Annotated in this window: 22 protein-coding genes; 13 read left to right on the forward strand and 9 right to left on the reverse strand. The window is 34.9% G+C overall.

The window, feature by feature from the left end:
• Positions 1–5 precede the first annotated feature (5 nt).
• On the forward strand, positions 6–92 hold the full coding sequence (locus GV828_RS13340; protein ID WP_394350645.1) for an IS3 family transposase: 87 nt from the start codon (positions 6–8) through the stop codon (positions 90–92).
• A 70-nt stretch (positions 93–162) separates the two neighbouring features.
• Here the strand turns inward: GV828_RS13340 and GV828_RS12650 are convergent, their stop codons facing one another.
• Together GV828_RS12650 and GV828_RS12655 are read right to left on the reverse strand one after the other, a co-directional pair.
• Entirely contained in the window at positions 163–1,119 is a 957-nt protein-coding gene (locus GV828_RS12650; RefSeq protein ID WP_166537864.1) for a transketolase family protein, read from the reverse strand.
• 78 nt (positions 1,120–1,197) lie between these two features.
• A complete protein-coding gene (locus GV828_RS12655) occupies positions 1,198–2,049 on the reverse strand; it encodes a transketolase (protein WP_166537865.1) in 852 nt (283 codons plus the stop codon).
• Between the two features lie 296 nt (positions 2,050–2,345).
• Between GV828_RS12655 and GV828_RS12660 the strand changes: the two genes are divergently transcribed.
• Positions 2,346–3,800, forward strand: coding sequence for a hypothetical protein (locus GV828_RS12660; RefSeq protein ID WP_166537866.1), 1,455 nt, complete (start codon positions 2,346–2,348; stop codon positions 3,798–3,800).
• On the forward strand, positions 3,773–5,302 hold the full coding sequence (locus tag GV828_RS12665; RefSeq protein WP_166537867.1) for a transcriptional regulator: 1,530 nt from the start codon (positions 3,773–3,775) through the stop codon (positions 5,300–5,302). Before GV828_RS12660 ends, GV828_RS12665 begins: the two co-directional genes overlap by 28 nt.
• Here the strand turns inward: GV828_RS12665 and GV828_RS12670 are convergent.
• On the reverse strand, positions 5,294–5,956 hold the full coding sequence (locus tag GV828_RS12670; protein WP_166537868.1) for an SGNH/GDSL hydrolase family protein: 663 nt from the start codon (positions 5,954–5,956) through the stop codon (positions 5,294–5,296). The two genes, GV828_RS12665 and GV828_RS12670, sit on opposite strands and share 9 nt — an antisense overlap.
• Before the next feature lie 134 nt (positions 5,957–6,090).
• Here GV828_RS12670 and tgt point away from each other — a divergent pair, with 134 nt between their 5' ends.
• Genes tgt through GV828_RS12685 form a run of 3 tightly spaced genes read left to right on the forward strand, consistent with a single transcriptional unit; the run spans position 6,091 to position 9,202 of the window.
• The gene (gene tgt, locus GV828_RS12675; RefSeq protein WP_166537869.1) at positions 6,091–7,221 is read left to right on the forward strand and encodes a tRNA guanosine(34) transglycosylase Tgt; all 1,131 of its coding nucleotides are present in this window, start codon (positions 6,091–6,093) and stop codon (positions 7,219–7,221) included.
• 33 nt (positions 7,222–7,254) lie between these two features.
• Positions 7,255–8,331: an LptF/LptG family permease gene (locus tag GV828_RS12680; protein ID WP_166537870.1), complete on the forward strand. Its 1,077-nt coding sequence runs from the start codon at positions 7,255–7,257 to the stop codon at positions 8,329–8,331.
• Positions 8,318–9,202 carry a DMT family transporter gene (locus GV828_RS12685; protein ID WP_166537871.1) on the forward strand — a complete coding sequence of 295 codons (885 nt, stop codon included), beginning with the start codon at positions 8,318–8,320 and terminating at the stop codon, positions 9,200–9,202. The genes GV828_RS12680 and GV828_RS12685 overlap by 14 nt, the downstream gene beginning before the upstream one ends.
• Positions 9,203–9,205: 3 nt before the next feature.
• On the opposite strand, the gene GV828_RS12690 is transcribed toward GV828_RS12685, so the two are convergent.
• On the reverse strand, positions 9,206–10,609 hold the full coding sequence (locus tag GV828_RS12690; protein WP_166537872.1) for a hypothetical protein: 1,404 nt from the start codon (positions 10,607–10,609) through the stop codon (positions 9,206–9,208).
• Positions 10,610–10,850: 241 nt separating this feature from the next.
• Here GV828_RS12690 and GV828_RS12695 point away from each other — a divergent pair, with 241 nt between their 5' ends.
• The 5 genes from GV828_RS12695 to GV828_RS12715 all read left to right on the forward strand — a co-directional run bounded on the left by GV828_RS12695 (position 10,851) and on the right by GV828_RS12715 (position 17,088).
• The gene (locus GV828_RS12695; protein ID WP_166537873.1) at positions 10,851–11,804 is read left to right on the forward strand and encodes an acetyl-CoA carboxylase carboxyltransferase subunit alpha; all 954 of its coding nucleotides are present in this window, start codon (positions 10,851–10,853) and stop codon (positions 11,802–11,804) included.
• A gap of 150 nt (positions 11,805–11,954) precedes the next feature.
• Complete coding sequence (dnaB, locus tag GV828_RS12700; RefSeq protein WP_166537874.1) at positions 11,955–13,499, forward strand: replicative DNA helicase; 1,545 nt, start codon at positions 11,955–11,957, stop codon at positions 13,497–13,499.
• A 62-nt stretch (positions 13,500–13,561) separates the two neighbouring features.
• Positions 13,562–14,032, forward strand: a complete 471-nt coding sequence (locus tag GV828_RS12705; protein WP_166537875.1) for a VOC family protein — start codon at positions 13,562–13,564, stop codon at positions 14,030–14,032.
• Between the two features lie 118 nt (positions 14,033–14,150).
• Complete coding sequence (locus tag GV828_RS12710) at positions 14,151–15,737, forward strand: Na+/H+ antiporter (protein WP_166537876.1); 1,587 nt, start codon at positions 14,151–14,153, stop codon at positions 15,735–15,737.
• 88 nt (positions 15,738–15,825) lie between these two features.
• On the forward strand, positions 15,826–17,088 hold the full coding sequence (locus GV828_RS12715; RefSeq protein WP_166537882.1) for an asparagine synthetase B: 1,263 nt from the start codon (positions 15,826–15,828) through the stop codon (positions 17,086–17,088).
• A gap of 56 nt (positions 17,089–17,144) precedes the next feature.
• Here the strand turns inward: GV828_RS12715 and cphA are convergent, their stop codons facing one another.
• Positions 17,145–19,769, reverse strand: coding sequence for a cyanophycin synthetase (gene cphA, locus GV828_RS12720; protein WP_166537877.1), 2,625 nt, complete (start codon positions 19,767–19,769; stop codon positions 17,145–17,147).
• Positions 19,770–20,033: 264 nt separating this feature from the next.
• Here cphA and GV828_RS12725 point away from each other — a divergent pair, with 264 nt between their 5' ends.
• Together GV828_RS12725 and GV828_RS12730 are read left to right on the forward strand one after the other, a co-directional pair.
• Positions 20,034–20,909: a cyanophycinase gene (locus GV828_RS12725; RefSeq protein WP_166537878.1), complete on the forward strand. Its 876-nt coding sequence runs from the start codon at positions 20,034–20,036 to the stop codon at positions 20,907–20,909.
• Position 20,910: 1 nt separating this feature from the next.
• Positions 20,911–21,753 carry an isoaspartyl peptidase/L-asparaginase gene (locus GV828_RS12730; protein ID WP_166537879.1) on the forward strand — a complete coding sequence of 281 codons (843 nt, stop codon included), beginning with the start codon at positions 20,911–20,913 and terminating at the stop codon, positions 21,751–21,753.
• 137 nt (positions 21,754–21,890) lie between these two features.
• Here GV828_RS12730 and rplT read toward each other — a convergent pair whose 3' ends face one another.
• From rplT to thrS, 4 genes are all read right to left on the reverse strand, one after another.
• Complete coding sequence (rplT, locus tag GV828_RS12735; RefSeq protein WP_166537880.1) at positions 21,891–22,235, reverse strand: 50S ribosomal protein L20; 345 nt, start codon at positions 22,233–22,235, stop codon at positions 21,891–21,893.
• Positions 22,236–22,363: 128 nt separating this feature from the next.
• Positions 22,364–22,561 carry a 50S ribosomal protein L35 gene (rpmI, locus tag GV828_RS12740; protein ID WP_108370561.1) on the reverse strand — a complete coding sequence of 66 codons (198 nt, stop codon included), beginning with the start codon at positions 22,559–22,561 and terminating at the stop codon, positions 22,364–22,366.
• Between the two features lie 119 nt (positions 22,562–22,680).
• Positions 22,681–23,235 carry a translation initiation factor IF-3 gene (gene infC / locus GV828_RS12745; protein ID WP_394350659.1) on the reverse strand — a complete coding sequence of 185 codons (555 nt, stop codon included), beginning with the start codon at positions 23,233–23,235 and terminating at the stop codon, positions 22,681–22,683.
• A 17-nt stretch (positions 23,236–23,252) separates the two neighbouring features.
• Positions 23,253–25,199: a threonine--tRNA ligase gene (thrS, locus tag GV828_RS12750; protein WP_166537881.1), complete on the reverse strand. Its 1,947-nt coding sequence runs from the start codon at positions 25,197–25,199 to the stop codon at positions 23,253–23,255.
• Positions 25,200–26,019 lie beyond the last annotated feature (820 nt).

The raw sequence follows: 26,019 nt of genomic DNA on the forward strand, positions 1-26,019 counted from the left end.
ACTACATAACCTATTATAACAACGATAGAATAAAGTCGAATTTAAACAAAATGAGCCCGATAAAATATCGAGCTCACCATTATCAAATTTAATTGTAAATTTGTCTAAACTTTTGGGTGCAGTCTATTTGAACGGGATTTTTTATTTTATAAAAACGATGAATTATTTTTTGCGTTGGATTACTTTTTCTACCGCTTCAATAATGGCTTGATTGTTTAGTTTATATTTTTCCATTAACTGATCCGGAGTTCCAGATTCGCCAAAGCTATCGTTTACCGCTACAAATTCTTGTGGAGCAGGATTGTTTAAAGCCAAAACACGAGCCACGCTTTCGCCTAAACCACCTAAAATATTGTGTTCTTCAGCTGTAACTACACAACCTGTTTTTGCCAAAGATTTTAAAATCGCATCTTGGTCAAGAGGTTTTATAGTGTGAATGTTGATTACTTCTGCAGAAATACCTTTTGCCTCTAATTTTTCAGCAGCAATTAAAGCTTCCCAAACTAAATGTCCGGTTGCTACGATTGTAACATCTTTTCCTTCAGTTAATAATACTGCTTTTCCAATTTCGAAAGTACCGTTTTCCGGCGTAAAATTTGGGACTGACGGACGACCAAATCGCAAATATACTGGACCGTGATGATCTGCAATTGCGATAGTTGCGGCTTTAGTTTGGTTATAATCACAGGTGTTGATTACCGTCATTCCGGGTAACATTTTCATCAAACCAATGTCTTCCAAAATTTGGTGAGTTGCACCATCTTCACCTAAAGTTAAACCAGCGTGAGAAGCACAAATTTTTACATTTTTATCAGAATAAGCAACTGATTGACGGATTTGGTCATAAACTCTTCCAGTTGAAAAGTTCGCAAATGTTCCTGTGAAAGGAATTTTTCCACCAATGGTCATTCCGGCAGCAATTCCAATCATATTGGCTTCTGCAATTCCTACTTGAAAAAAACGTTCTGGGTGATTTTTTTTGAAATCGTCCATTTTTAACGAGCCAATTAAATCCGCACAAAGTGCCACAACATTTTCGTTTTTTTGACCTAATTCTGTCAAACCCGCTCCAAAACCTGAACGAGTATCTTTATTTCCTGTATTGATGTATTTTTTCATAATGAATTTAAAAATTGAAAGATTTAAGAATTAAAAAATTACGAGAGAAAATTATAACTCATAATTCATCATTCCTAATTAATAGTCGCTTTCTCCTTCGCAATAATTTTGGGTTAATGCAGTTGCTAATTGTTCGTCATTTGGCGCTTTTCCATGCCAAGCATGACTGTACATCATGTAATCAACACCGTTCCCCATTTCGGTATGAAGTAAAACGCATACAGGTTTTCCTTTTCCTGTAAGAGCTTTGGCGGCAGTCATTCCGGAGATAATAGCTTCTATATCGTTTCCTTTTTCAATTTCTAAAACATCCCAACCAAAAGCTTCAAATTTTGCTTTGATACTTCCCATGGGTAAAACTTCATCAGTTGGACCGTCAATTTGTTTTCCATTTAAATCAATGGTTGCGATGTAATTATCCACCTTGTAAGCAGCAGCATACATGATGGCTTCCCAATTTTGTCCCTCTTGTAACTCGCCATCTCCATGCAAACTGTAAACTAAATGCGAATCGTTATTTAATTTTTTTGAAAGTGCGGCACCAATGGCAACGGACATTCCTTGTCCTAGAGAACCTGAAGCCACGCGAACGCCAGGTAAACCTTCGTGAGTGGTAGGATGTCCTTGCAATCTAGAATTGATGTGGCGAAACGTCGCCAATTCTGAAATAGGAAAATAGCCGCTTCTTGCTAAAACGCTGTAAAAAACAGGAGAAATGTGTCCGTTTGAGAGAAAGAAAATATCTTCGTCTTTTCCGTCCATATCAAATCCTGGTTTGCGATCCATGAGGTTTTGATAAAGCGCTACCATAAATTCCGTGCAACCTAGAGAGCCTCCTGGATGGCCTGAATTTACCGCATGAACCATTCGAAGAATATCTCTTCTTACTTGAATTGTTAAGTTGTTTAATTGTTGTGTGTTGGGTTTCATTATTAGTGATAAAGTTAAACGGTTACAAATGTAATGAGTTATTTTCCATTTTTAAAGAAATCAACCGTGAGAATGATTAAATAATTTTGGGTCTAAAAAATCTATTTTTTTATTATAATGGGTTTTACAAGTGGTTGTTAAGCTTGTATTTCTTTTTTGCAAAACAAAATAAAACCTATCTTTGCTATAAACAGTTACGTTATTTGATTTTGCAATCAAATAATTTTTAGTAAATTGTTAATTTTTCGAGTATGTGCCACCCCAAATCTAAGCATCATCTTCTGATCCATTGTTTGATGAAAAATTTTTATTTCATCATCATTCTAATGTTTTGTTCTAAAACATTTGCACAATCTTACGAAACGCCTATTGATGCAACATTAAGTTTACTTGATCATCAAAATGTATATGCTTTAGACCAATCGATAAAAAGTTACACTGAGGTACTTGAAAAAGCGCAGGAAGTAAAAAATATGCGAGCCGTTACCCACAGCGAGCTTAAATTAGCAAAAAAATATTTTCAGGTAGGGATGACCGAGCAGGCCTTAAAATATATTGAGAAATGTAAACTTACAGCTCAGGAAAATCAATATGCCGATAAATATGCCGAAGCAATCGTGGTGGAGGCTCGTATCAACTATACCTTGGGTAATAAAATGCTGGGATTGCAAGAAATTTTTCAGGCACTTGACTATGTAGAGCTTACTAAAGACGAAAAATTAAAAAACACGGCTAAGGGCATTTTATTCTTTGGAGCAGCAGAGTTATCGCTAGAAAATTCTAGCTATGATAACGCCTTAAAATATTGTCAAAATGCCATCACGTTTCTCAAGACAGGAGTCGATCAACAATTACACCTCACAAATGCATATCTTTTACTTGCAAATTATCACATTGCCAAAAAGAATTTTACACAAGCTTTGGAAAACCATAATAGAGCGAAAGCTTTGGCAATTGAAATAAATTCTATAGAAAGTAAATTATATTTAGAATGGCAAGCGGCAAAGATTTCAGAAGAAACTAAGCCTGTCCATTTAGTTAATTTGGCCTATCAACAAGCTATCGAATTTGCTAAGGAAAACCAATATTTAGACGAATTAAGATTAATTTACTTAGATTATTCAATATGGTTAGAGCGTAATAATTTAGAGCAATCTCAACACTACAAACGATTACAATCTAAATTGTTAGACAGTTTACAGTTTGCAAAAAATGATGCGATGGCAAAAGTTTATAAAGATATGCTTGCGCAAAAAGCCAATCTTCATGAGCAACAAAATAAGCAGTATATTAGATTATTAATCTTAGGATTATTCCTTATCCTAGTCTGTGGATTGAGTATTTTTCTAATTTATAAAAGATTTAAAAAAGATGACAAAGAAAAAGACGAAACATTGCAGATATTGGCGGCACAACAAAATCAACTTGATATACTTAGTAATCAAGTAAATCACAGCTTAGAAAAATTACTAAAGTATGCCCGAAGTGATGATCCTACTTGCATTGCGGCTGCACAACAACAATACCCAAATTTTTTTAAAAAATTACTTGAGATTGAACCTACCTTAACCGAAACTGAGCAAAAGTTTTGCCTATACATTAAACTGCAATTTTCAACAAAAGAAATTGCGGAGTTCTATGGTACTACTATTAAAGCAGTCCAAAACCGGAAGAGTAGATTAAGGAAACGGTTAAGAATAGATGCCGACGAAAACATCTATCAATGGATGGAAAATTTAGAACAAATATAAGTTTAGCACTTGTTTTAACAAATATGTTAAAAAAAATTATAATTTTTAGCTTATTGATGAATTTTACTTTTGGTTTTACACAGGAGACCAAAGGTGCATTTGCAATGGAATTAAATGAGGCCTATAAACTAACGAAGCATAACCCTCAGTTATCCATTGTAAAACATCAACAAATTTTTGAGAAAGCTAAAAATGCATCGGATGATTTAGCTATGATGCAAGCGCAATTACAGCTAGTAATCAGTTATAATTGTTTAGATAACAATCACAAAGTAATAGAACACGTGTTAATCTTACAAGATCTTGCACAGAAAAACCAAAATTTTTTCTACCTCTGTTCTGCGCTACAATATAAAGCCTACGCCATCAGTTATGCGGATTCATTTGTGGAAAGCCGACGAATGTTTAAGGATATTTTTGCTCAGTCTCAAAACATAAAGGAATTAAGTAATCGTAATCTAATACAAGCGAATCTATACCAGACCAAAGCTTTAGTTTTTTTTCAAGATTCAATAATGCCAATTGATTCTACTTATAGTAATATTAAAAAGAGTGTACGTTTATTTGAACAATTTTCATTCAAAAAGAGATACAATTCTATAAGTGAATCATACAGAATACTTGGAGAATGCTATGCCTTAAAAAAGCAAAATGATTCAGCAGTTTATTATCTTAATCAAGCACTTAAAATTGCTGAAGCAAATCAAAACACCTTTGGGATAATATATGCAGAATGTGGTTTTGGGAATTATTTTTATCAAAATTATGACGATCAAAATGCTGTAAAGCACTTTCAAAAAGCTATCGATAGACTAAAAGGCTATGGAAATGACTTTTTGCTTCATTACATTTATACATCATTATCAGATACTTATTTTGAAATGGGGGAAATAATAAAAGGCAATGAAATTTTGGAAAAAAAAACAGCATTAGCCGAAAAATTAGTTCCCATACAAGCTAAATCTCGAGAAGAAACAATTAAATTATTAACTAAACAGTCAACTGAAGGTTCAGCGAATAAGTATTTTGATATAAAAATCATAGTCTATGTGATATTTGTATCCACTATTTTATTACTGATCATTATTTTATTTTTATTAAAGCGATATAACCAAACTACACATTTTACTGAACAACAAGCCGAGATTATATCAAAACAAAAGAAAGAATTGGATACACTCTCAAAAGTAAAAGAAAAAGATTTAAAAAAATTATATTCGTTAGCTAAAATTGATTCTCCTTTATTTTTAGGACGTGGTAAAGAGTTATATCCAGATTTTTTTACCATGCTTAACCAAATTCAGCCTGGTCTCACATTACCCGAACAAAAATTTAGTTTTTACTTAAAACTAGGATTTACAACTCAGCAAATTGCAGAAATAAACCAAGTTTCAATTAAAGCCATTCAAAGTAGAAAAAGCAGGCTGAGAAAAAGACTTTCGCTCGATGCTACGGTAGACTTATATCAATATCTGCAAAACATAGATGCCCATTTAATTTAATGCTTCAAACAAAATTTTTTTCATCACCTGATATCCCTTTTTATTAAGGTGAACACCATCAGTACTATACTCACTTGGCAAACCATTTTGAGAATTTTTTAGATTCGAATGATAGTCAACAAAAATGAAATTGTTTTTCAGAGCATAATTTTCCAATAACATATTCAGCTCGATTATTTTTTGTGACGGATTTAATCCCGGATTCCAAGGAAAGTCTAAAGCGGGTAATATTGAACAAATTATGGGCGTTATGTTATGAATTGCGGCTAGTTCAACCATAGATACGATGTTGTCAAAGATATTTTCAATAGCAATGTCACCGTTATTTTGTGCAATATCATTCGTGCCAGCTAAAATCACCACTTTGTCAGGCTTTAAATAAATCACATCTTGGCGAAAACGTGCTAACATTTGAGCACTAACTTGCCCACTAATGCCACGGTTAATATAATTATTCTCGGAAAAAAAATTGGGGTCTGCCGTTTTCCAGCCTTCAGTTATAGAATTACCCATAAATACCACACGGTTTTCAGTAGGATTTTTCAGTGAAATATTTTCTGATTTATATTTGGAAAAATTTGCCCAATCATTTTTCATCTCCTGTCCATAAAAATTACTTGCGTACAAAAGTAGTATTAACAACAAATATCTCATCTTTTTATTTCAAAGATAATAAACACCACTACAATGAATATCAAATTAAATCATAATTGTCAACCCGAAAATTACGAAATGGATTATCTTTGCCAGCGTTTCGCAAATAAAAAAAATGCGAATACATTTTAAGAATGAAATTTGAACTATTACAAAACGATCCACAAAGTCAAGCCCGTGCCGGGAAAATTACAACTGACCATGGCGTAATTGAAACGCCTATTTTTATGCCTGTTGGTACAGTTGCTTCGGTAAAAGGAGTGCATCAGCGAGAGTTGAAAAACGATATTAATCCCGATATTATTTTGGGAAATACTTACCATTTATACCTTCGTCCGCAAACTGATATTTTAGAAAAAGCAGGTGGGTTGCATAAATTTATGAATTGGGATCGAAATATTTTGACCGATTCTGGCGGTTACCAAGTATATTCCCTTTCTTCCAATAGAAAAATTAAGGAGGAAGGTGTAAAATTTAAATCACATATTGACGGTTCGTATCATGTTTTTACTCCGGAAAATGTAATGGAAATCCAACGTACAATTGGTGCCGATATTATTATGGCTTTTGACGAATGTACGCCTTATCCATGTGATTATCGATATGCACAAAGATCCATGCACATGACACACAGATGGCTTGATCGTTGTATCAATCATTTAGAAAAAACGCCTTTTAAATACGGTTACGAACAAACTTTTTTTCCAATTGTGCAAGGTAGTACTTACAAAGATTTACGTCAGCAATCTGCAGAATATATTGCCAATGCTGGTGCAGAAGGTAATGCTATTGGTGGACTTTCGGTAGGAGAACCGGCAGAAGAAATGTATGCAATGACCGAAGTTGTGACGGCTATTTTGCCAAAGGAAAAACCCCGTTATTTAATGGGAGTTGGGACGCCAATTAATATTTTAGAAAATATAGCGTTAGGAATTGACATGTTCGACTGTGTTATGCCTACTCGTAATGCCAGAAACGGAATGCTTTTTACGGCAAACGGAACTATCAACATCAAAAATAAAAAATGGGCTGATGACTTTTCGCCAATTGATGAAATGGGAATTACATTTGTGGATACCGAATATACAAAAGCCTATTTACGCCATTTATTTTCCGCAAATGAATATTTAGGTAAACAAATTGCTACGATTCACAATCTCGGATTTTATATGTGGCTCGTTCGCGAAGCAAGAAAACATATTCTTCAAGGCGATTTCCGTCAATGGAAAGACATGATGGTAAAACAAATGAGCCAACGTTTATAATTTTTAATACAAACAAGAAACAAAAAATTTCGGATGAAAATTATTGACAAATATATTTTAAAAAGATACTTGACCACTTTTTTCGTGATGCTGTTTCTTTTTATACCTATTGGAATAGTAATTGACGTTTCTGAAAAAATCAATAAAATACTGGCCAATGATGTACATTTTTGGCAAGTGGCTAAATATTATCTAGACTTTACAATCTATTTTGCTAATTTGTTGTTTCCTATATTTTTATTTTTATCAGTAATATGGTTTACTTCAAAATTAGCCAATAATACCGAAATTATCGCCATATTAAGTTCTGGAATTTCATTTACAAGATTTCTAAGACCTTATCTAATAGGAGCTACCATAATTTCCATTTTTGCTTTAATTATGGGATTTTATTTGGTTCCAAATGCCAGCAAAGGCTATAATGATTTTAGATATACTTACCTCAAAGGAAATAAAAAAACACGCGAAACCACCAATGTTTACCGCGAGATAAAACCCGGAGAATTTCTATACGTTAGTAATTTTAATACCAATAATAAAATAGCCCACGATTTTACACTAAAAAAATTTACCGGCAATAAGCTAGACTTTGTGATTTCGGCCAATCGATTAAAGTATAATGAGAAAGACAGTACTTACACCTTATTTAATTATACCAAAAGAAAAGTTGGCGAGTATGGAGATGTATTAATATCCGAAAAGAAAAAAGACACGGTTTTTAATTTTGAAATGGATGATTTAACGCCACTTATTTACGTTGCCGAAACTTTAACCGTTGGTGAATTAAATGATTTTATCGACAAAGAACGAGAACGTGGCTCCTCAAATATTGACACATATTTAGTGGTTTTGTATAAAAAATATAGTTTGCCCGTTTCTGCATTTATTCTTACCATCATTGCCGTGGCAGTTTCTTCGATGAAAAGGAGAGGAGGAATGGGAATCAATCTTGCCATCGGGATTGGATTGGCATTTACTTTTATTTTCTTTGATAAAATTTTTGGAACCTTAGCCGAAAAATCCAGTATTCCACCACTTTTAGCAGTATGGTTACCTAATATTGTTTTTGGAATTTTAGCTATTTATTTGCTCCGAAATGCAAAACGCTAATTACCTCAAGAGTTATCTCCACCTACATTTAATTGTCTTTATCTGGGGATTTACAGCCATTTTAGGCGATTTAATTTCAGTCAAAGAAGAAGCTGTTGTTTGGTACCGTATGCTTTTGGCGGGAATTTTTATGCTCCTTTTTATATTGCTTACTAAAAAAGATTGGAGGCTTTCGCCAAAATCATTAATCCGATTGTTTTTAGTAGGATTATTAATTGCACTTCATTGGGTGTTTTTTTTCAAAGCCATAAACGTGTCAAATGTTTCGATTACACTGGCAGTTTTTTCCACAGGAGCTTTTTTTGCATCCATTTTAGAACCTATTTTTTTTAACCGAAAAATGCTTTGGTACGAAGTTTTTTTTGGTATCATTATCGTGGGTGCTTTGTTAATGATTCTTCAAGTGGAGCAAACCTACATTTTGGGGATGGCTTATGCATTACTTTCCGTATTTTTAGGGGTAATTTTTACTTTGTTTAATGGTAAATTAATCCAAAAATACGATCCATCTGTAATTACCTTATACGAATTTTTTGCAGGTGCTGCTTTCATCAGTATTTATCTTTTGGCTACCCAAAAATTTACTCCAGAATTTTTTAACGTTAGCCTTAACGACTGGTTGCTAATCATTGTTTTGGCTAGTATTTGTACGGCTTATGCTTTTACAGCCTCAGTAAATGTAATGAAAAGATTGTCACCATATACCGTAATGTTAACCACTAATCTTGAACCGGTTTACGGAATTGCGCTAGCATTTTTTATTTTAGGGGAAAAAGAAAAGATGAGTTTTGGGTTTTATATTGGAGCAATAATCATCTTAACTACAGTGATTTTAAACGGTATTTTAAAAAATCGAGAGAAACTAAAATAAAAACTACAATTGTGAAAGCCAAAGGTGAATGTCTTGATCCGTTGGTATGTTTAGCCTTTTTCTCAAGCGGTATTTTTTAGCTTCCACGGAGCGAACTGTAGTTTTAGTATATTGTGCGATTTCTTTTGCCGAAAAATCTAATTTAAGATAAGCTGCCAGTTTAAGTTCAGATGTATTAATACTTGGTGCCAATGTTATCAATTTTGAAATAAAATCTCTGTTAGACTCTCGAAACTTCGGGTAAAATGCAGCATCGTTTTGAATCGCTAATTCTACGAGTTTTTCCAAGTCCACACCTTTACTGTTGTTTTTTCGTGAAGATACTCTATTTAATTTTTGGTTTACCAAAAACTGTAATTGCTTTTTGGTAGTTTTCTGCTTTTTAAATTCTCTAAATAATAAAATTAACGACAAGCCTCCAAGCAATCCTCCGATGCCTAACACTATTTGTAAATTTGACAATTGCTTGTTTTTCTCATTAATCGTCTTATTTTTTTCGTCAAAAATGTCATCAAGAGAATTTGCTACGGATTTTTGGCTAATGATACGATTTTGCTCGTCGATTGCTACTTTTAAATACATATAATGATTAGCTTCTTTAAAATTTCCTAACTTATTATGTACTATCGATAATCCTTCATAAGCGCCGTGAAGCAATCGGGAGTCATCAGAAGTTTTGGCAACAGCTTCACTTTTACTATAAAATTTTAAAGCATCTAAATAATTTTTTTCTAAATAACTTATATACCCATAATTATTATAGGTCATAACCGTTCTTCGAGGATCCGGATAACGCGCTTTTGTAGCCAAAGTCTTTGCCAAATAATATTTAGCAGAATCAGTCATCTTTAAAGCCACATATTCATTAGCAATAAAATCGTAGTTGGCACGAAGCAAATCATTTTTGGGGTACATCACAAATCCTGTTTCGGGTAAAACTTGAATTTTTTTAAATTGATATAATGCTAATTTTAGATACCTTAATACCACTTCCCGACCTGAATGATTATTGTAATAAATAATCGCTTGGTTTTGATGCATTAATCCCGTATATATAATACGAGAATTTTGATTTGGCATCTTATTAACTATATTCGCCACTTCTTGAATTTCATTGACCGCACCATTAAAATCATTTAAATTACTTAGCGTGATTGCTTTTAATAAATGAGCATCACACAAAATTTCTAAATTGTTATGTTTGATAGCATTTGATCGTAATTTACCAATATCCTTAATTACCAATTCATAATTTCTTTGATAAAAGTTTGATTTAAGGATAAATAACAAGCTATAATCAGCAATTTCTTGATTGTTAGTTTTTAAAGCATATTCATAAATATTTTCCGAAAGTTTTTCGCAATTTTCGTGATTAGAATACAGTAGTTCTCGAGCATTTACGAGCATTCTTTTAAGATCCTCTGTTTTTGGAGCCTGAGAAATAGCCAATACAGGGGAAATTAAAATAACTAGGATAAGATTTGATATATAATTAGGGAAAATCATTTTGCAAAGATAGATAAAAGTTAAATTCACAACAAAAATTTCAGTTTGCTAGCCCAAGCGAGAAATGTATTTTTTATTGTAATCATTATAAATGAAAATTCTATCTTTGTCCTTTGAACCAAAATATAAAAGGAATCGTCCTATGGAATATTTAGATTTTGAACTTCCAATAAAAGAATTAGAAGACCAATTGGATAAATGTCAAATTATTGGCCAAGAATCTGACGTTGATGTAACAGAAACTTGTAAAAAAATTGAAAAAAAGTTAGAAGAAACTAAAAAATCAATTTATAAAAATCTAACAGCGTGGCAACGTGTTCAACTTTCAAGACATCCAAGTCGTCCTTACACCATGGATCACGTTCGGGCACTTTGTGGGGACTCATTTTTAGAACTTTTTGGCGATAGAAATTTTAAAGATGACAAAGCCATGATTGGTGGTTTGGGTAAAATTGGCGACCAATCATTTATGATAGTAGGACAACAAAAAGGATACAATACTAAAACACGCCAATACCGAAATTTTGGAATGGCTAATCCGGAAGGTTACCGAAAAGCTTTACGATTAATGAAAATGGCCGAAAAGTTTAATATACCTGTCGTAACTTTAGTAGATACTCCGGGAGCTTATCCAGGTTTAGAAGCCGAAGAACGTGGACAAGGTGAAGCCATAGCGCGAAATATTTTTGAAATGATCAGTCTAAAAGTGCCAATCATCACTATTATTGTAGGAGAAGGAGCTTCGGGAGGAGCCTTAGGAATTGGCGTTGGTGATAAAGTGTATATGTTAGAAAATACTTGGTATTCTGTAATTTCGCCAGAATCTTGTTCATCAATTTTGTGGAGAAGTTGGGAATACAAAGAACAAGCCGCAGAAGCTTTAAAACTAACTTCCTATGACATGAAAAAACAAAAGCTAATCGATGATATTATTCCTGAACCACTTGGAGGAGCGCATTATGACCGAGAAGCTACTTTTAAAGAAGTTGAAAAATTTATTTTAAAAGGATACAATGAGCTAAAAGACTTATCAACAGCACAACTAGTATCCCAAAGAATGGATAAATACAGCAATATGGGCGAATTTAAAGAATAAGCCACTATTTTTTTACCATAAAAATCAATGAGTCCGAAGCCTTGTGGTTTCGGATTTTTTTATCGTTATTAACAAAAATTTACAATTTATAAACATTCGAAGCTCACAAGTTGAACTTTAATTTTTTTAAAATTTGGCTACTTTCGCAATATGGAAAATCTAAGAAATATCAATCCCGTAAAAGTCGATAAAACAACCATTATCAATCTCGAAAAAGGAAAATTGCCACCTCAAGCTACTGATTTGGAAGAAGCAGTTTTAGGTGCCATGATGATTGATAAAAAAGGGGTCGATGAAGTAATTGATATTCTTCAGCCCGAAGCCTTCTACAAAGATGCACACAAACACATTTTTGAAGCCATCGTTCAATTGTTCAACGATTCACAACCAATTGATTTGCTTACCGTTTCAGCACAATTGAAAAAAAACGCCAAACTTGATGCCGCAGGAGGCGATTTTAATTTAATTCAGCTTACGCAAAAAATTTCCTCTTCAGCACATATTGAATTTCACTCCAGAATTATTCTACAAAAATTTATTCAGCGAAGTTTAATCAAAATTTCTTCCGAAATCATCGAGGAATCTTACGATGAAACCACCGATGTTTTTGACTTGCTCGACAAAGCCGAATCAAAACTTTACGAAGTAACCCAAGGAAATATTAAACGAAGTTCTGAAACGGCGCAAAGTTTAGTGATCCAAGCCAAAAAAAGAATCGAAGAAATTGCGAATAAAGAAGGACTTTCGGGAGTGGCAACTGGTTTCGAAAAATTAGACAAAGTTACTTCCGGATGGCAACCATCGGATTTAATTATTATTGCCGCAAGACCCGGGATGGGAAAAACCGCTTTTGTACTTTCAATGGCACGAAACATCGCCATCGACTTTGGTCATCCCGTTGCCGTTTTTTCCTTAGAGATGTCCTCAGTTCAGTTAATTACACGTCTAATTTCTTCTGAAACCGGACTTTCCTCAGAAAAATTACGAACCGGAAAACTCGAAAAACATGAATGGGAACAGCTTTCAATCAAAGTAAAAAACCTAGAAAAGGCACCCTTGTACATTGACGATACACCATCACTTTCAATTTTCGACCTTCGCGCAAAAGCCAGAAGATTAGCCTCTCAATACGGCATCAAATTAATCATTATCGACTATTTGCAATTAATGACAGCCGGAGGTGGAGGTAAAGGAGGCGGAAATCGTGAACAAGAAATTTCTACCATTTCCCGAAACTTAAAAGCTTTGGCAAAAGAATTAAATGTTCCAGTAATTGCACTTTCTCAGCTTTCGCGTGCTGTGGAAACCCGCGGTTCAAGCAAAAGACCGTTGCTTTCCGATCTTCGTGAATCGGGTGCAATTGAGCAAGATGCCGATATCGTATCGTTTATTTACCGTCCAGAATATTATAAAATAGATGAATGGGATGATGATGAACATTCTCCAACAGAGGGTCAAGCTGAATTTATTATTGCAAAACATCGTAACGGAAGTTTAGAAAACGTTCGGTTGAAATTTATCGGAAGTCTTGGTAAATTTGACAATCTCGACGAATTTGGCAATACATTTGATGATCTTCCATCTAAAATGAATATGCAAGACAACCCGTTTACGCCCAAAAATCTTCCTTCACCTAATGAAGCTTTTGGCAGTAACATGAACGATTTTGACGATGATAGCGATGTTCCATTTTAATTTATTAAAACTTACTAAGTAGTGCTTTTGTTTTTTTTATAAATTTATTTTAAAAAAATATTATGGCTACTTTACATAAAATTATCCCAAATCTCTGGTTTGATGGTAACGCTCAAGAAGCAGTTGACTTTTACTTATCGGTTTTTAAAGACGGAAAAATAATCAACACTTCATATTATCCAAAAACTGAAGCAGACGGTTTAGCTGATTTTCAAAAAGATTTTGCCGGACAAATTCTCACAATCGAATTTGAAATTTTGGAAATGCGTTTTATTACTATAAATGCAGGACCACATTTTAAATTTAATGAATCTGTATCCTTTATGATTCCTAGCAAGAACCAAAATGAAATTGATTATTATTGGGAAAAACTTACGGCAAATGGTGGTGAAGAAAGTGTTTGTGGTTGGCTAAAAGATAAATACGGCTTAAGTTGGCAAATATGTCCTGAAAATTGGGAAGAACTAACTAAGAAACCTGGCGCATTCAAAAAAATGATGGGAATGAAAAAGTTTATTATCGCCAATCTTTAAGCAGTCAATAAATATTCATTACAAGGTGTTTTGAAAATTATCCTTTGTTTTAAACAAAACTTTAATTTTAATAATTTTCGGTTTTTTATACATTTGCTAGATTTTTAAAACACTTTTAATGCATACACTGTTACCCTTTTTTTTAGCGATGATTGTTGTCATCGTTTTCCTTAATATGCTGGCCAAAAAACTCAGAATTGCTTATCCAATCTTATTAGTTGTAGGCGGTTTGGCAATTAGTTTTATTCCTGGATTACCCATTCTTAAAATAAATCCCGATTTAATTTTCTTCATATTCTTGCCGCCGCTTTTGTGTGAAGCCGCTTGGGGAGCATCATTTAAAGAAATGAAAAAATGGTGGCGAATCATCACAAGTTTTGCGTTTTTGGTGGTATTTTTTACAGCATTATCAGTGGCTTTGGTAGCCAATTATTATATCCCCGGATTTTCAATTGCGTTAGGATTTTTATTAGGAGGAATTGTTTCACCTCCAGATGCTGTGAGCACTGGAGCCATTACTAAATTTGTAAAAATCCCAAGATCCACAACAGCAATATTAGAAGGCGAAAGTTTACTCAACGACGCTTCCTCACTCATTATTTTCAGATTTGCTTTAGTTGCAGTGGGAACTGGACAATTCATATGGCAAGAAGCTGCTGTAAGTTTCCTTTGGATGGTATTTGGTGGAGCAGGAATCGGATTGTTGTTAGGCTGGATTTTTATTCAAATACATAAAAGATTACCAACCGACGCTCCTTCAGACATTGTTTTTACATTGATTAGTCCCTATTTTATGTATTGGGTTGCCGAAGAAGCTCATTCTTCAGGAGTTTTGGCGGTTGTGGCTGGAGGATTGTTGATGTCGGTAAAAAGGCTCACATTTTTAAATAGCACTAGTCGAATTAAGGGTTATAGCGTTTGGGAAAGTTTCGTTTTTATTCTAAATGGAATTGTTTTTTTAATAATTGGGCTAGATCTTCCTGAAATTGTCTCCGGAATACGTTCGCAGGGAATTCCGTTAAGTACAGCTATTGGCTACGGAATCATTGTAACAATTGTATTAATTTCCGCCAGAATGATTAGTTCGTATGCTGCACTTATTGCCACAATGATTTTTAGAAGGAAAAATTTACCACATGCAAGTTCCGCAAAACGACGCTGGTTTATGCCTCTACTTTTAGGGTGGACTGGAATGCGTGGCGTGGTTTCACTTGCAGCCGCTTTAGCAATACCGGTAAAATTAGATAATGGAATGCCATTTCCACAGCGCGATTTAATTTTGTTTATCACTTTCATTGCTATTTTGCTTACCCTTTTGGTACAAGGTTTGACATTACCTTTCATTATAAATAAGACGGGATTTTTTGACGGAATTTTTAGTGAGGAAGACGAAGAAGTTACCCGCAAAAAAATGAAGCAAGGTCTTAAACGACACGTTCACCAATTTCTAAAAGAAAAATATGAAAGCGATTTGATAGGTCTTGCGGGAATGGATAAATTTTTGAAACAATGGGAAGAACGTGCTAAATCTATGGAAGAAGATACTTGGATGAATGACAAAACCAAATTAATTTTTATAGAATTAATCGAACGCCAACGGGAATATCTCAGCGAGCTTAACAATGACCCTACAATTGACGAAGAAATTATCAGACAGCACTTGTACCAATTAGATTTAGAGGAAGAGCGATTGAGAATTATTTAATTTTAGTAAAATAATTCTTTGAGTTAGATGTTAAAGCAATTTGATGTCGTAAAATTCCGTTATCTTTGAAAAAATGCTTCATCACAGTATGCACAAAAAATATCTCATATTCATCTTACTATTTTGGATTGCTCTTTCGGCGAAAGCTTCATTTATTTTATTACCAATGGACGATATTTCGCAGCAAAATCACTTAAAAGCCTACGGAATTACCTATTGGTCTCTCGACAAACAGTACAAAGTGAGTTGGCTTTTGAATTATAGAGGCGGATCTTTTTTATTGCCAGATGCTTCAGAAATACGGAAAGAATGTCAAATTAGAGGTGTTAGTTTTGAAGTATTGTCAGATGGTCAAGCCAATGCTATTTTAGACGAAATTTCCAGTCCTTCACAAAACATGGAAACCGTTGTTTTAGAAAAAGCACCCAAGATTGCGGTTTATACTCCAAAAGGCAAAAAACCTTGGGATGATGCGGTAACACTGGTTTTAACCTATGCCGAAATTCCGTTCACCGCTGTTTATGATGAAGAAGTTTTGAGTGATCAATTGCTTTTATATGAATGGTTACACTTGCATCACGAAGATTTTACAGGACAATACGGAAAATTTTTTGGTGCTTATAAAAATGCACCTTGGTACATCGAGCAAAAAAAAGAAGCTGAAGCTTTGGCAGCAAAATTAGGTTATGCAAAAGTTTCCGAAGAAAAATTAGCGGTTTCAAAAAAAATCAGAGATTTTGTAATTGGTGGCGGGTTTATGTTTGCCATGTGTTCTGCAACGGATAGCTTCGATATTTCTCTAGCAGCAGAGGGAGTTGATATTTGTGAGCCGATGTTTGACGGTGATCCAAGCGAAGCCAATTACCAATCGAAAATTATATATGAAAATGGTTTTGCTTTTAAAGATTATATTTTAGAAAGAAATCCGGTTGTGTACGAATTTTCCGATATTGATATGACACGAACTCGTAACATGATGCCCGAAAAAGATTATTTTACCTTGATGGAATATTCAGCAAAATGGGACCCAATTCCTTCAATGTTATGTCAAAATCATACACAATTAGTCAAAGGTTTTATGGGACAAACCACTGCTTTCAACAGCCAATTAATCAAATCGAATGTTTTGGTCATGGGCGAAAATAAAGTAAATGGCGAAGCCCGATACATTCATGGAACCAAAGGAAAAGGAATGTTTACTTTTTATGGAGGTCACGATCCGGAAGATTATGAACACAAAGTGGGAGATCCGCCAACGGTATTGGATTTACATCCTAATTCTCCCGGTTATAGATTGATTCTGAACAATGTTTTGTTTCCTGCTGCAAAGAAAAAGAAATTGAAAACATAAAAAAAAGCCCTAACGTTTTATTTGTTAGGGCTTTATAATTTTAATTTACCAAAGAGTTAAACCAAATTTTCCTCATTTTCCTTATCTAGATAATTTTGTACCAACTCAATAGCATTGGTTACCACATCGCTCAAAGCTGTGATGAAAGAACCTTCTTCGGCAATGCTAATCGCATGTTTTAATGCTTCTGTTTCTTTCGGGATAATTTCAAAAGTAGTATTATTCCCAACCGATTGGATGCCTTCTTTAATTAAATCAATAATTTCTTCTTCGGTTCTGCCTCGTAAATGCTTTTCTTGACGGATAATAATATGGTCAAACATTCTGGCGGCAATTTTTCCGCATTCGCGAATATCTTCGTCTCGTCGATCTCCAACTCCCGAAATTATTCCAATTTTTTTAGTAGCTTCAATATTGGCCAATAAATCTTCAATAGCATTGTATCCCGCCGGATTATGGGCGAAATCAATCATCATTTTAAATTTTTTAAATTCAAAAATGTTCATTCGTCCAGGCGTTTGTGCCACACTTGGAATGAAAGTTTGTAACGAAAGGCTGATGTCTTCGGTTTTAAATCCATATAAATAAGAAGCTAAAGTTGCGGCCAAAACATTGGCAATCATAAATTTGGCTTTTCCACCTAAAGTTAATGGAATATGCATCGCTTTTTCCACTCGAATTTTCCAATCACCTTTTTTAATCGTAATAAATCCATTCTCGTAAATAGCCACGGTTTTGCCTTCTTTGCCTAATTTTTTAATCAACGGATTTTCTTCATCCATACTAAAAAAAGCCACGTTACAGCTCAACTCCGATGCGATTTTTACACATTCTTCGTCGTCTGCATTTAAAATAGCCCAACCGTCTTTTTTTACACTTCGTACCACTACTTTTTTCACACGAGCTAAATCTTGCAAATTTTCAATGTCGCTCAATCCTAAATGATCTTCGCTAATGTTGGTAATAATTCCAATATCACAACGGCTAAAACCTAAACCAGAACGCAATATTCCTCCTCTTGCGGTTTCTAAAACGGCAAATTCAACCGTGGGATCTTTCAAAATATATTCTGTACTCATTGGTCCGGTGGTGTCACCTTTTTCCAACATGTGGTTTTGGATATAAATTCCGTCAGAAGTGGTAAAACCTACTTTATAACCATTATTTTTTACAATATGAGCCAAAAGTCGGGTGGTGGTGGTTTTTCCGTTAGTTCCTGTAACGGCAATGATTGGAATTCTGCTCGGTTTTCCGGGAGGATATAACATATCAATAACTGGAGCGGCAACATTTCTTGGCAATCCTTCGGATGGAGCCAAATGCATTCGAAATCCTGGTGCGGCATTGACCTCTAGAATTACGCCACCGTTTTCATTGAGCGGTTGCGTAAGATTTTTTGCCATAATATCAATTCCGCAAACATCTAAACCAATGACTCTTGAAATTCTTTCTGCCAAAAAAATATTTTCGGGATGCATCATATCGGTAACATCTACAGAGGTTCCGCCGGTGCTCAAATTGGCGGTCGATTTTAAATAAACAATTTCACCTTCTGCCGGAACAGTTGTTAACGAATAATTCATTTTTTCTAACAAATCAGTCGTATCTCTATCGATAGTAATCTCAGTTAAAACATTTTCATGACCGTAACCACGTCTTGGATCGAGATTTTCTGTTTCAATTAATTTTTCGATGGTATCAACACCGTTTCCTTTGACGTGAGCGGGAACCCGTTGTGCTGCTGCAACAACTTTATTGTCAATCACTAAAACCCTAAAATCGAATCCGGTGATGAATTTTTCTACAATTACACGACGGCTGTATTTTTGGGCATAAACTAATCCTTCTTTCGCGGCTTCCATAGTGGTAACATTTATTGAAGCACCCTTACCATGATTGCCATCAAGTGGTTTTAGCACAATTGGAAAACCAATTTTTTTAATAGTTAGTTCCAAATCTTCTTCGTCAACACAAATAGAACCGCTGGCTACTGGGATGGAAGCATTTTCAAGCATTCTTTTGGTTTCTTCTTTGTTACATGCAATGTCCACCGCAATATTGCTGGTTTTACAAGTAATGGTTGCCTGAAAACGCATTTGATTCACGCCGTAACCTAATTGTACAAGTGAATTTGTGCCAAGGCGAATCCAAGGAATATCACGCGAAACAGCTTCTTCCACAATACTTCCGGTACTTGGTCCTAAACGATCTCTCTCACGAATTTCCCGCATTCTTTGAATATCAGCTTCTAAATCATAAGGCGTTCCGGCAATCAAAGCTTCGGCAATTGCTACGGAAGATTCCGCTGCAAAAAGACCTACGTTTTCTTCAGTATAGCTAAAAACTACGTTATAAATTCCGGAAGTTTTGGTCTCGCGCGTTCGTCCAAAACCGGTTTCCATTCCAGCAAGTGTTTGGATTTCGAGTGCAATATGCTCAATCACGTGTCCCATCCAGGTACCTCGTTCCACTCGAGAAAAAAATCCGCCAGGCACGCCTTCAGAGCATCTGTGTTCGTACATTGTAGGGAACATTTCCATAATTCGTTCCTTAAAGCCAGGAATTTTATTGGTAGGAAATTGTTCTAATTCTTCTAAATCTAATCTCATTTGGATTAATTTTTTGCGTTGAACGCTCCAAATGTTAGGGCCTCGTAATGCTTGTATTTTTAAAATCTTCATAAATAGGAGAGCTGTTTTTGGTTGTTTTTGATGGATTTGAATGGTTCTAAAGAATGTAATCGGAACATTTTTTATTTTTTAGTTAAAAAAATATAATGATTTCTACTAAAGTAGTTTTTTTTGAAATATCAATTGCAATTATTTTTAAAAAAATGTGAAAATTGATAATGAATAAACTTTTTGATATTAAAACGAATATATTTGAGTGAAATCTTGTGCATTTGGGAGATTTATATAATTTTACAAATTCACATACCATAAAAAATGAATATAAAAGGAAAGTTAATGATTATCGGCGGTGCCGTTGATAAAGGAAGTTTTACAGAAGCAAGTTTTGATGTAAATGTTGCAAATAATTTGAATTTTTTCGAAACTGGAATTTTAAAACGATTGATATTAGAATCAAAACATCAAGAAAATTCTCGTATTGAAGTGATTACCACTGCATCAAAAATACCAAGAGAAGTTGGACCGGAATATGTAAAAGCATTTCAATTTTTAAATGCCACCAATGTGGATGTTTTACATATCGAAAAACGCGAACAAGCCACAGAACCAGAAGTTTTAGAAAGAATTAAAGCCGCAGATGTGGTGATGTTTACCGGAGGCGATCAATTACGCTTGACCTCAATATTAGGAGGAACAGAATTTCATGATATTTTGTTAGACAAATATAGAAATGAAGAATTTGTTTACGCAGGAACTTCTGCTGGAGCAGCAGCTGCTTCAAACAATATGATTTATCAAGGGAGTAGTTCTGAAGCATTATTGAAAGGCGAAGTAAAAATCACAAGCGGTTTAGGCTTGATTGATGATGTAATTATAGACACCCATTTTGTACAACGCGGCAGAATTGGTCGTTTGTTTCAAGCGGTTGTAGGAAATCCCAAGGTTTTAGGAATAGGTTTAGGAGAAGACACCGGACTTTTAATTATTGGAAATAAAATGGAAGCCATTGGTTCCGGATTGGTTATTTTGGTTGACGGCCGACAAATTAAGGACACTAATTTAACTCAGGTAGAATTAGGGCAACCCGTTTCCATCAATAATTTAGTGGTTCATGTGATGAGCAAAGACGATACTTACGATTTGCAAACCAATAAAATGTACATTCAATCGTCACAATACGAAGTAAATTAATATGAAAATCATCATACACGGCGGATTTTTTTCGGAATCTTCCACTAATATCGAAACCAAAATTGCCAAGCAAGAGGCTTTGATAAAAATTGCAAAAGACTCCTTTGAATATTTAAAAGATCATACCGCTTTACAAACTGTTGTTTACGCTGTTTCGTTGTTAGAAGACGATGCTTTGTTCAATGCCGGAATTGGTTCGCAAATTCAAAGTGATGGAAAAATCCGCATGAGTGCTTCGTTGATGGACGCGACAACCATGAAAATGAGTGGCGTAATTAATATTGAAGATGTAAAAAATCCTATTCGAGTTGCGGAAGTTTTGATGAACGTTGACGACCGCATTTTGAGTGGAGAAGGAGCAACCAACTTTGCCCGAAAAAACGGCTTTGAAAAATTTTCTACCGAAATTCCACAACGAAGAAAGGAGTACGAAGCCAAACTTACCGCCACTGGAATTGGAACCGTAGGTTGTGTGGCTTTGGACAGCGAGGGAAAAATTGCCGTGGCAACTTCTACCGGTGGAAAAGGTTTTGAAATTGTAGGTCGTGTTTCAGATTCGGCAACGGTTGCCGGAAATTATTGCAATGAATTTTGTGGCGTAAGTCTAACCGGAGTTGGCGAAGATATTGTGAGTGGAGCGGTAGCTGCCAAAATTGTGACCCGCGTCACAGATGGTTTTTCTTTGAAAGACGCTTTCGCAAAAACGTTCCAGGAACTCAAACCTTTTGATGGTTTCGCCGGAGCGATTGCCATAGATAAAGACGGAAATATGTTTCACCAAGATTCACACCCGAGTATGGTTTTTGCCAGTTTCGATGGAGAAAATGTGGAAGTTTTTCAATAAAGATAGATTTGAACAAAAAGAAACCCGACAATTAATTTTGCCGGGTTTCTTTTTTTGTAATTCATTCAAACAAAAAAACCACCTCTTGCGAGATGGTTCTTTTATAAGTAAGTAAGACAAATTGATTGATAAAACGTTTATTTTACTTTGTTGATGATTGCTTTGAAAGCTTCTGGGTGATTCATTGCTAAATCTGCAAGAACTTTACGGTTTAATTCAATTCCGTTAGCTTTTACTTTCCCCATAAACTGAGAGTAAGACATTCCTTCTAATCTAGCTCCAGCATTAATACGCTGAATCCACAAAGCACGGAAGTTTCTCTTGTTTTGCTTTCTGTCGCGGTATGCATAAAGCATAGCTTTTTCGACCGCATTTTTAGCAACTGTCCAAACGTTTTTACGACGACCAAAGAAACCTTTGGCTTGCTTCATTATCTTTTTTCTACGTGCTCTTTTAGCAACTGAGTTTACTGATCTTGGCATAATTTTTAATTTTTTTGTAGCAGGCGTCCTGAATTTAATCAAAGGAACTTATAGCCATACTCCAAGGTTATGAAATAATTTTTTTAACCTAAAGAAACTAAAGGCTGGCAGCTTTTGGCTGTTGGCTATTAGATAATCCTTAATTGCTCTTTAACGCTTTTCATATCTGATTGGTGAACCAATGCAGAGTGAGTTAACGCTAATTTACGCTTTTTAGATTTTTTAGTCAAAATGTGACTTTTAAAAGCGTGCTTTCTTTTAATCTTTCCAGAGCCAGTAACTTTAAAACGTTTCTTAGCGCTAGATTTGGTTTTCATTTTAGGCATCTTTTCCTAGTGTATTTAATTTGTCTTACTTACTTTTTTTTTAGCTTCCCCGACTTCTCCAAAAGAGGAGAGGAAAGCGTATTCTGATCCTAATTCACCCTTTGGGGGTTACGGGGCTTTTATTTTTTCTTTTTAGGAGCAATGAACATAATCATTCTTTTTCCTTCCAAAACTGGCATTGCTTCTACTTTTCCGAATTCTTCCAAATCCTGAGCGAGACGAAGCAATAAAATTTGTCCTTGTTCTTTGTAAATAATCGATCGACCTTTAAAGAATACGAATGCTTTTAATTTAGATCCTTCTTTTAGGAATTTCTCGGCATTTTTTCTTTTAAACTCGTAATCGTGCTCATCAGTTTGGGGACCAAAACGAATTTCCTTAACTGTAATTTGGGTAGATTTCGCTTTCATTTCTTTCTCACGCTTTTTCTGCATGTAAAGAAATTTTTTGTAATCCATTATTTTACAAACCGGCGGTTCTGCATTCGGAGAAATTTCTACCAAATCGAGTTCTTGTTCTTCTGCCATTTTTAAGGCTTCAGAGATTTTGTAAACTTTTGGTTCCATGTTATCTCCAACAAGGCGTACTTCAGGAACACGAATTAAGTTGTTAATTCGGTGTGCATCTTTTTTTTCTACTCGAGGCTGGTAACCTCTGTTGTTTCTTATTGCTATGGCTTTAAAATTTAAAGTTAAACGTTAAATGTTTTTAATGTCTTGCTAATTTCTTCATTGACGATAGATGCAAATTCTTCGATAGATATGGTTATATTACCTTTTCCTTCTTGTCCGTGTTTTCTAACAGAAATCGTACCATTTTTTTCCTCCTCCTCGCCTACAATAAGCATGTACGGGTACTTCTTCACTTCTGCTTCACGAATTTTTTTACCGATAGTTTCGTTTCTATTATCAATTAGGGCGCGAATTTCGTGATTTTCCAGCAATTCTAAAACTTTTTTGGCATAATTTTCATATTTCTCACTCAAAGACAAGATGATAGCTTGTTCTGGCATCAACCAAAGTGGGAAATTTCCTGCTGTGTTTTCTAATAATATCGCAATGAAACGTTCCATCGATCCAAAAGGAGCTCTGTGAATCATGACCGGACGATGAAGTTTATCATCTGCACCTTTGTAAGTTAAATCGAAACGTTCCGGCAAATTATAATCTACCTGAATAGTTCCCAGCTGCCAACTTCTGCCTAAAGCATCTTTTACCATAAAATCTAATTTCGGACCATAAAAAGCAGCTTCACCACTTTCAATCACGTAATTCAATCCTTTGTCTTTTGCCGCATTGATAATGGCGTTTTCTGCTTTTTCCCAATTTTCAACGCTACCTATATATTTATCCGGGTTATCCAAATCTCGAACCGAAACTTGAGCCGTGAAATCTTCAAATCCTAACGAACCAAAAACATACAATACCAAGTCGATTACATTTTTAAATTCAGTATCTAATTGATCTGGCGTACAAAAAATATGTGCATCATCCTGAGTAAATCCTCGCACGCGAGTCAACCCGTGTAATTCACCAGATTGTTCGTATCTATAAACCGTACCAAATTCCGCATAACGTTTTGGTAAATCTTTGTAAGACCACGGGCGAGAGTTGTAAATTTCGCAGTGATGCGGACAATTCATCGGTTTCAATAAAAATTCCTCTCCTTCTGCTGGTGTATGAATCGGCTGAAAACTGTCGGCTCCATATTTTGCGTAATGTCCTGAAGTCACGTACAAATCTTTCATTCCAATATGAGGTGTTACCACCTGTTCGTAGCCCGCTTTCTTCTGCGCTTTTTTTAAAAACTGCTCTAAACGGTCACGCAATGCAGCACCTTTTGGCAACCACAAAGGCAAACCTTGACCTACTTTCTGAGAAAAATGGAACAAATCCAACTCTTTTCCTAGCTTCCTGTGATCACGTCGCTTTGCTTCCTCCAATAATTCCAGATAATCAGTCAAATCTTTTTGTTTCGGGAAAGAAATTCCATAAACGCGAGTCAACTGTTTGTTCTTTTCATCACCACGCCAGTAAGCTCCAGCAATGCTCATAATTTTCATGGCCTTAATAATTCCTGTATTGGGAATATGACCACCTCTACACAAATCCGTAAAAGTAGCATGATCACAAAAAGTAATTGTGCCATCTTCCAGATTAGAAATTAGCTCTGTTTTATATTCGTTGTCTTTATATATTTGTAATGCTTCAGCTTTAGATACCGGACGCATTTTAAATTCATGCTTCTCACGAGAAATTTCCAAAACCCGGTCTTCAATCTTTTTAAAGTCAGCATCCGTGATTTTTTGGTTACCAAAATCCACATCATAATAAAAACCATTGTCAATCGCCGGGCCTAAGGTAAGTTTAATACCAGGAAATAATTCTCCCAAAGCCTGCGCCATTACATGCGAAGTAGAATGCCAAAAAGCCTTCTTCCCATCCTTATCATTCCAAGTAAAAAGAGTAAGCGTTCCGTCCGTCGTCAGTTCCGTTGCGGTTTCTACAGTAGTGCCATTAAAGTTCGCCGAAATCACATTTCTAGCCAAACCTTCACTAATACTCTTCGCAACATCCATCGGAGTCGTGCCTTTTGCAAACTCCCTAACCGAACCATCCGGTAACGTAATCTTAATCATATTTAAAAATTTAGAAGTGCAAATATAACCATAATTACAAAAGTCCAATTATTTGCACCTATATATATGTACACTTTTAAATTAAGAAATATTTGGGCGTGTCGGCAGTTTAGGAAAAATTCAGGCAAAGCCTTCTGTTTCCTTAACTACCGTCGGGCTTTTCACTATATCTTTTATCAATTGCTCAGGATTGAAATCCCAAGCAATTGATAAAAGGATGCCGCTGCAATCCCTCACGCGCGACCCTGCATTAAATTAATACAAACTTTAAATAGAACAAACGTTTTAAATATTCTGAAACCTGAAACCATATGCCTTAAATCTTAAACCTGAAACATCTCAACATCCCTCATTCAAAATCAAAGCTTCTTTATAGACCCTTTATGTATTATTCCACTTTGTTAAAAACATTAACATTTTATAGATAACATGAAAGTTATTGCTTAGTCAAAAAATAAATTCGAAGCGGTAATAACCTGCAAAAATCGGCGTTATTCGTTTTTTTATTCCCCAACACGCAAAAAACTTTCGTTCATAAAACTCGTCTTTCCAGCGAGTTAACTTTGAGTCGAAAAAAACTTTCAAAAAAAGGCATTTAAAAACTTGTCAGAGTAAAAAAAGTAGCTACTTTTGCACCCGCAATAACGCCGAAAGGCAGTGCGACAAGTTCTAAAAACAAACTGGCAAACGAGCAAAAAAAATCTAAAAAAAGATTTGCGAAATAGGAAATAAAGGTTGTATCTTTGCCCTCCGCAAAACGCAGTTTTTTAGGGACAAAAAAAGCTTCGGAAAAATAAATAAAATTTTTTTTCAAAAAGCT

Source organism: Flavobacterium ichthyis (assembly GCF_009915155.1).
In the GTDB taxonomy this organism is placed as follows: domain Bacteria; phylum Bacteroidota; class Bacteroidia; order Flavobacteriales; family Flavobacteriaceae; genus Flavobacterium; species Flavobacterium ichthyis.

What these genes read in the sequence shown, in the direction of transcription:
- GV828_RS12650 (WP_166537864.1), bottom strand. Translation starts at nt 1,119, where the DNA reads ATGAAAAAATACATCAATACAGGAAATAAAGATACTCGTTCAGGTTTT.
- GV828_RS12655 (WP_166537865.1), bottom strand. Translation starts at nt 2,049, where the DNA reads ATGAAACCCAACACACAACAATTAAACAACTTAACAATTCAAGTAAGA.
- GV828_RS12660 (WP_166537866.1), top strand. Translation starts at nt 2,346, where the DNA reads ATGAAAAATTTTTATTTCATCATCATTCTAATGTTTTGTTCTAAAACA.
- GV828_RS12665 (WP_166537867.1), top strand. Translation starts at nt 3,773, where the DNA reads ATGGATGGAAAATTTAGAACAAATATAAGTTTAGCACTTGTTTTAACA.
- GV828_RS12670 (WP_166537868.1), bottom strand. Translation starts at nt 5,956, where the DNA reads ATGAGATATTTGTTGTTAATACTACTTTTGTACGCAAGTAATTTTTAT.
- tgt (WP_166537869.1), top strand. Translation starts at nt 6,091, where the DNA reads ATGAAATTTGAACTATTACAAAACGATCCACAAAGTCAAGCCCGTGCC.
- GV828_RS12680 (WP_166537870.1), top strand. Translation starts at nt 7,255, where the DNA reads ATGAAAATTATTGACAAATATATTTTAAAAAGATACTTGACCACTTTT.
- GV828_RS12685 (WP_166537871.1), top strand. Translation starts at nt 8,318, where the DNA reads ATGCAAAACGCTAATTACCTCAAGAGTTATCTCCACCTACATTTAATT.
- GV828_RS12690 (WP_166537872.1), bottom strand. Translation starts at nt 10,609, where the DNA reads ATGCTCGTAAATGCTCGAGAACTACTGTATTCTAATCACGAAAATTGC.
- GV828_RS12695 (WP_166537873.1), top strand. Translation starts at nt 10,851, where the DNA reads ATGGAATATTTAGATTTTGAACTTCCAATAAAAGAATTAGAAGACCAA.
- dnaB (WP_166537874.1), top strand. Translation starts at nt 11,955, where the DNA reads ATGGAAAATCTAAGAAATATCAATCCCGTAAAAGTCGATAAAACAACC.
- GV828_RS12705 (WP_166537875.1), top strand. Translation starts at nt 13,562, where the DNA reads ATGGCTACTTTACATAAAATTATCCCAAATCTCTGGTTTGATGGTAAC.
- GV828_RS12710 (WP_166537876.1), top strand. Translation starts at nt 14,151, where the DNA reads ATGCATACACTGTTACCCTTTTTTTTAGCGATGATTGTTGTCATCGTT.
- GV828_RS12715 (WP_166537882.1), top strand. Translation starts at nt 15,826, where the DNA reads ATGCACAAAAAATATCTCATATTCATCTTACTATTTTGGATTGCTCTT.
- cphA (WP_166537877.1), bottom strand. Translation starts at nt 19,769, where the DNA reads ATGAAGATTTTAAAAATACAAGCATTACGAGGCCCTAACATTTGGAGC.
- GV828_RS12725 (WP_166537878.1), top strand. Translation starts at nt 20,034, where the DNA reads ATGAATATAAAAGGAAAGTTAATGATTATCGGCGGTGCCGTTGATAAA.
- GV828_RS12730 (WP_166537879.1), top strand. Translation starts at nt 20,911, where the DNA reads ATGAAAATCATCATACACGGCGGATTTTTTTCGGAATCTTCCACTAAT.
- rplT (WP_166537880.1), bottom strand. Translation starts at nt 22,235, where the DNA reads ATGCCAAGATCAGTAAACTCAGTTGCTAAAAGAGCACGTAGAAAAAAG.
- rpmI (WP_108370561.1), bottom strand. Translation starts at nt 22,561, where the DNA reads ATGCCTAAAATGAAAACCAAATCTAGCGCTAAGAAACGTTTTAAAGTT.
- thrS (WP_166537881.1), bottom strand. Translation starts at nt 25,199, where the DNA reads ATGATTAAGATTACGTTACCGGATGGTTCGGTTAGGGAGTTTGCAAAA.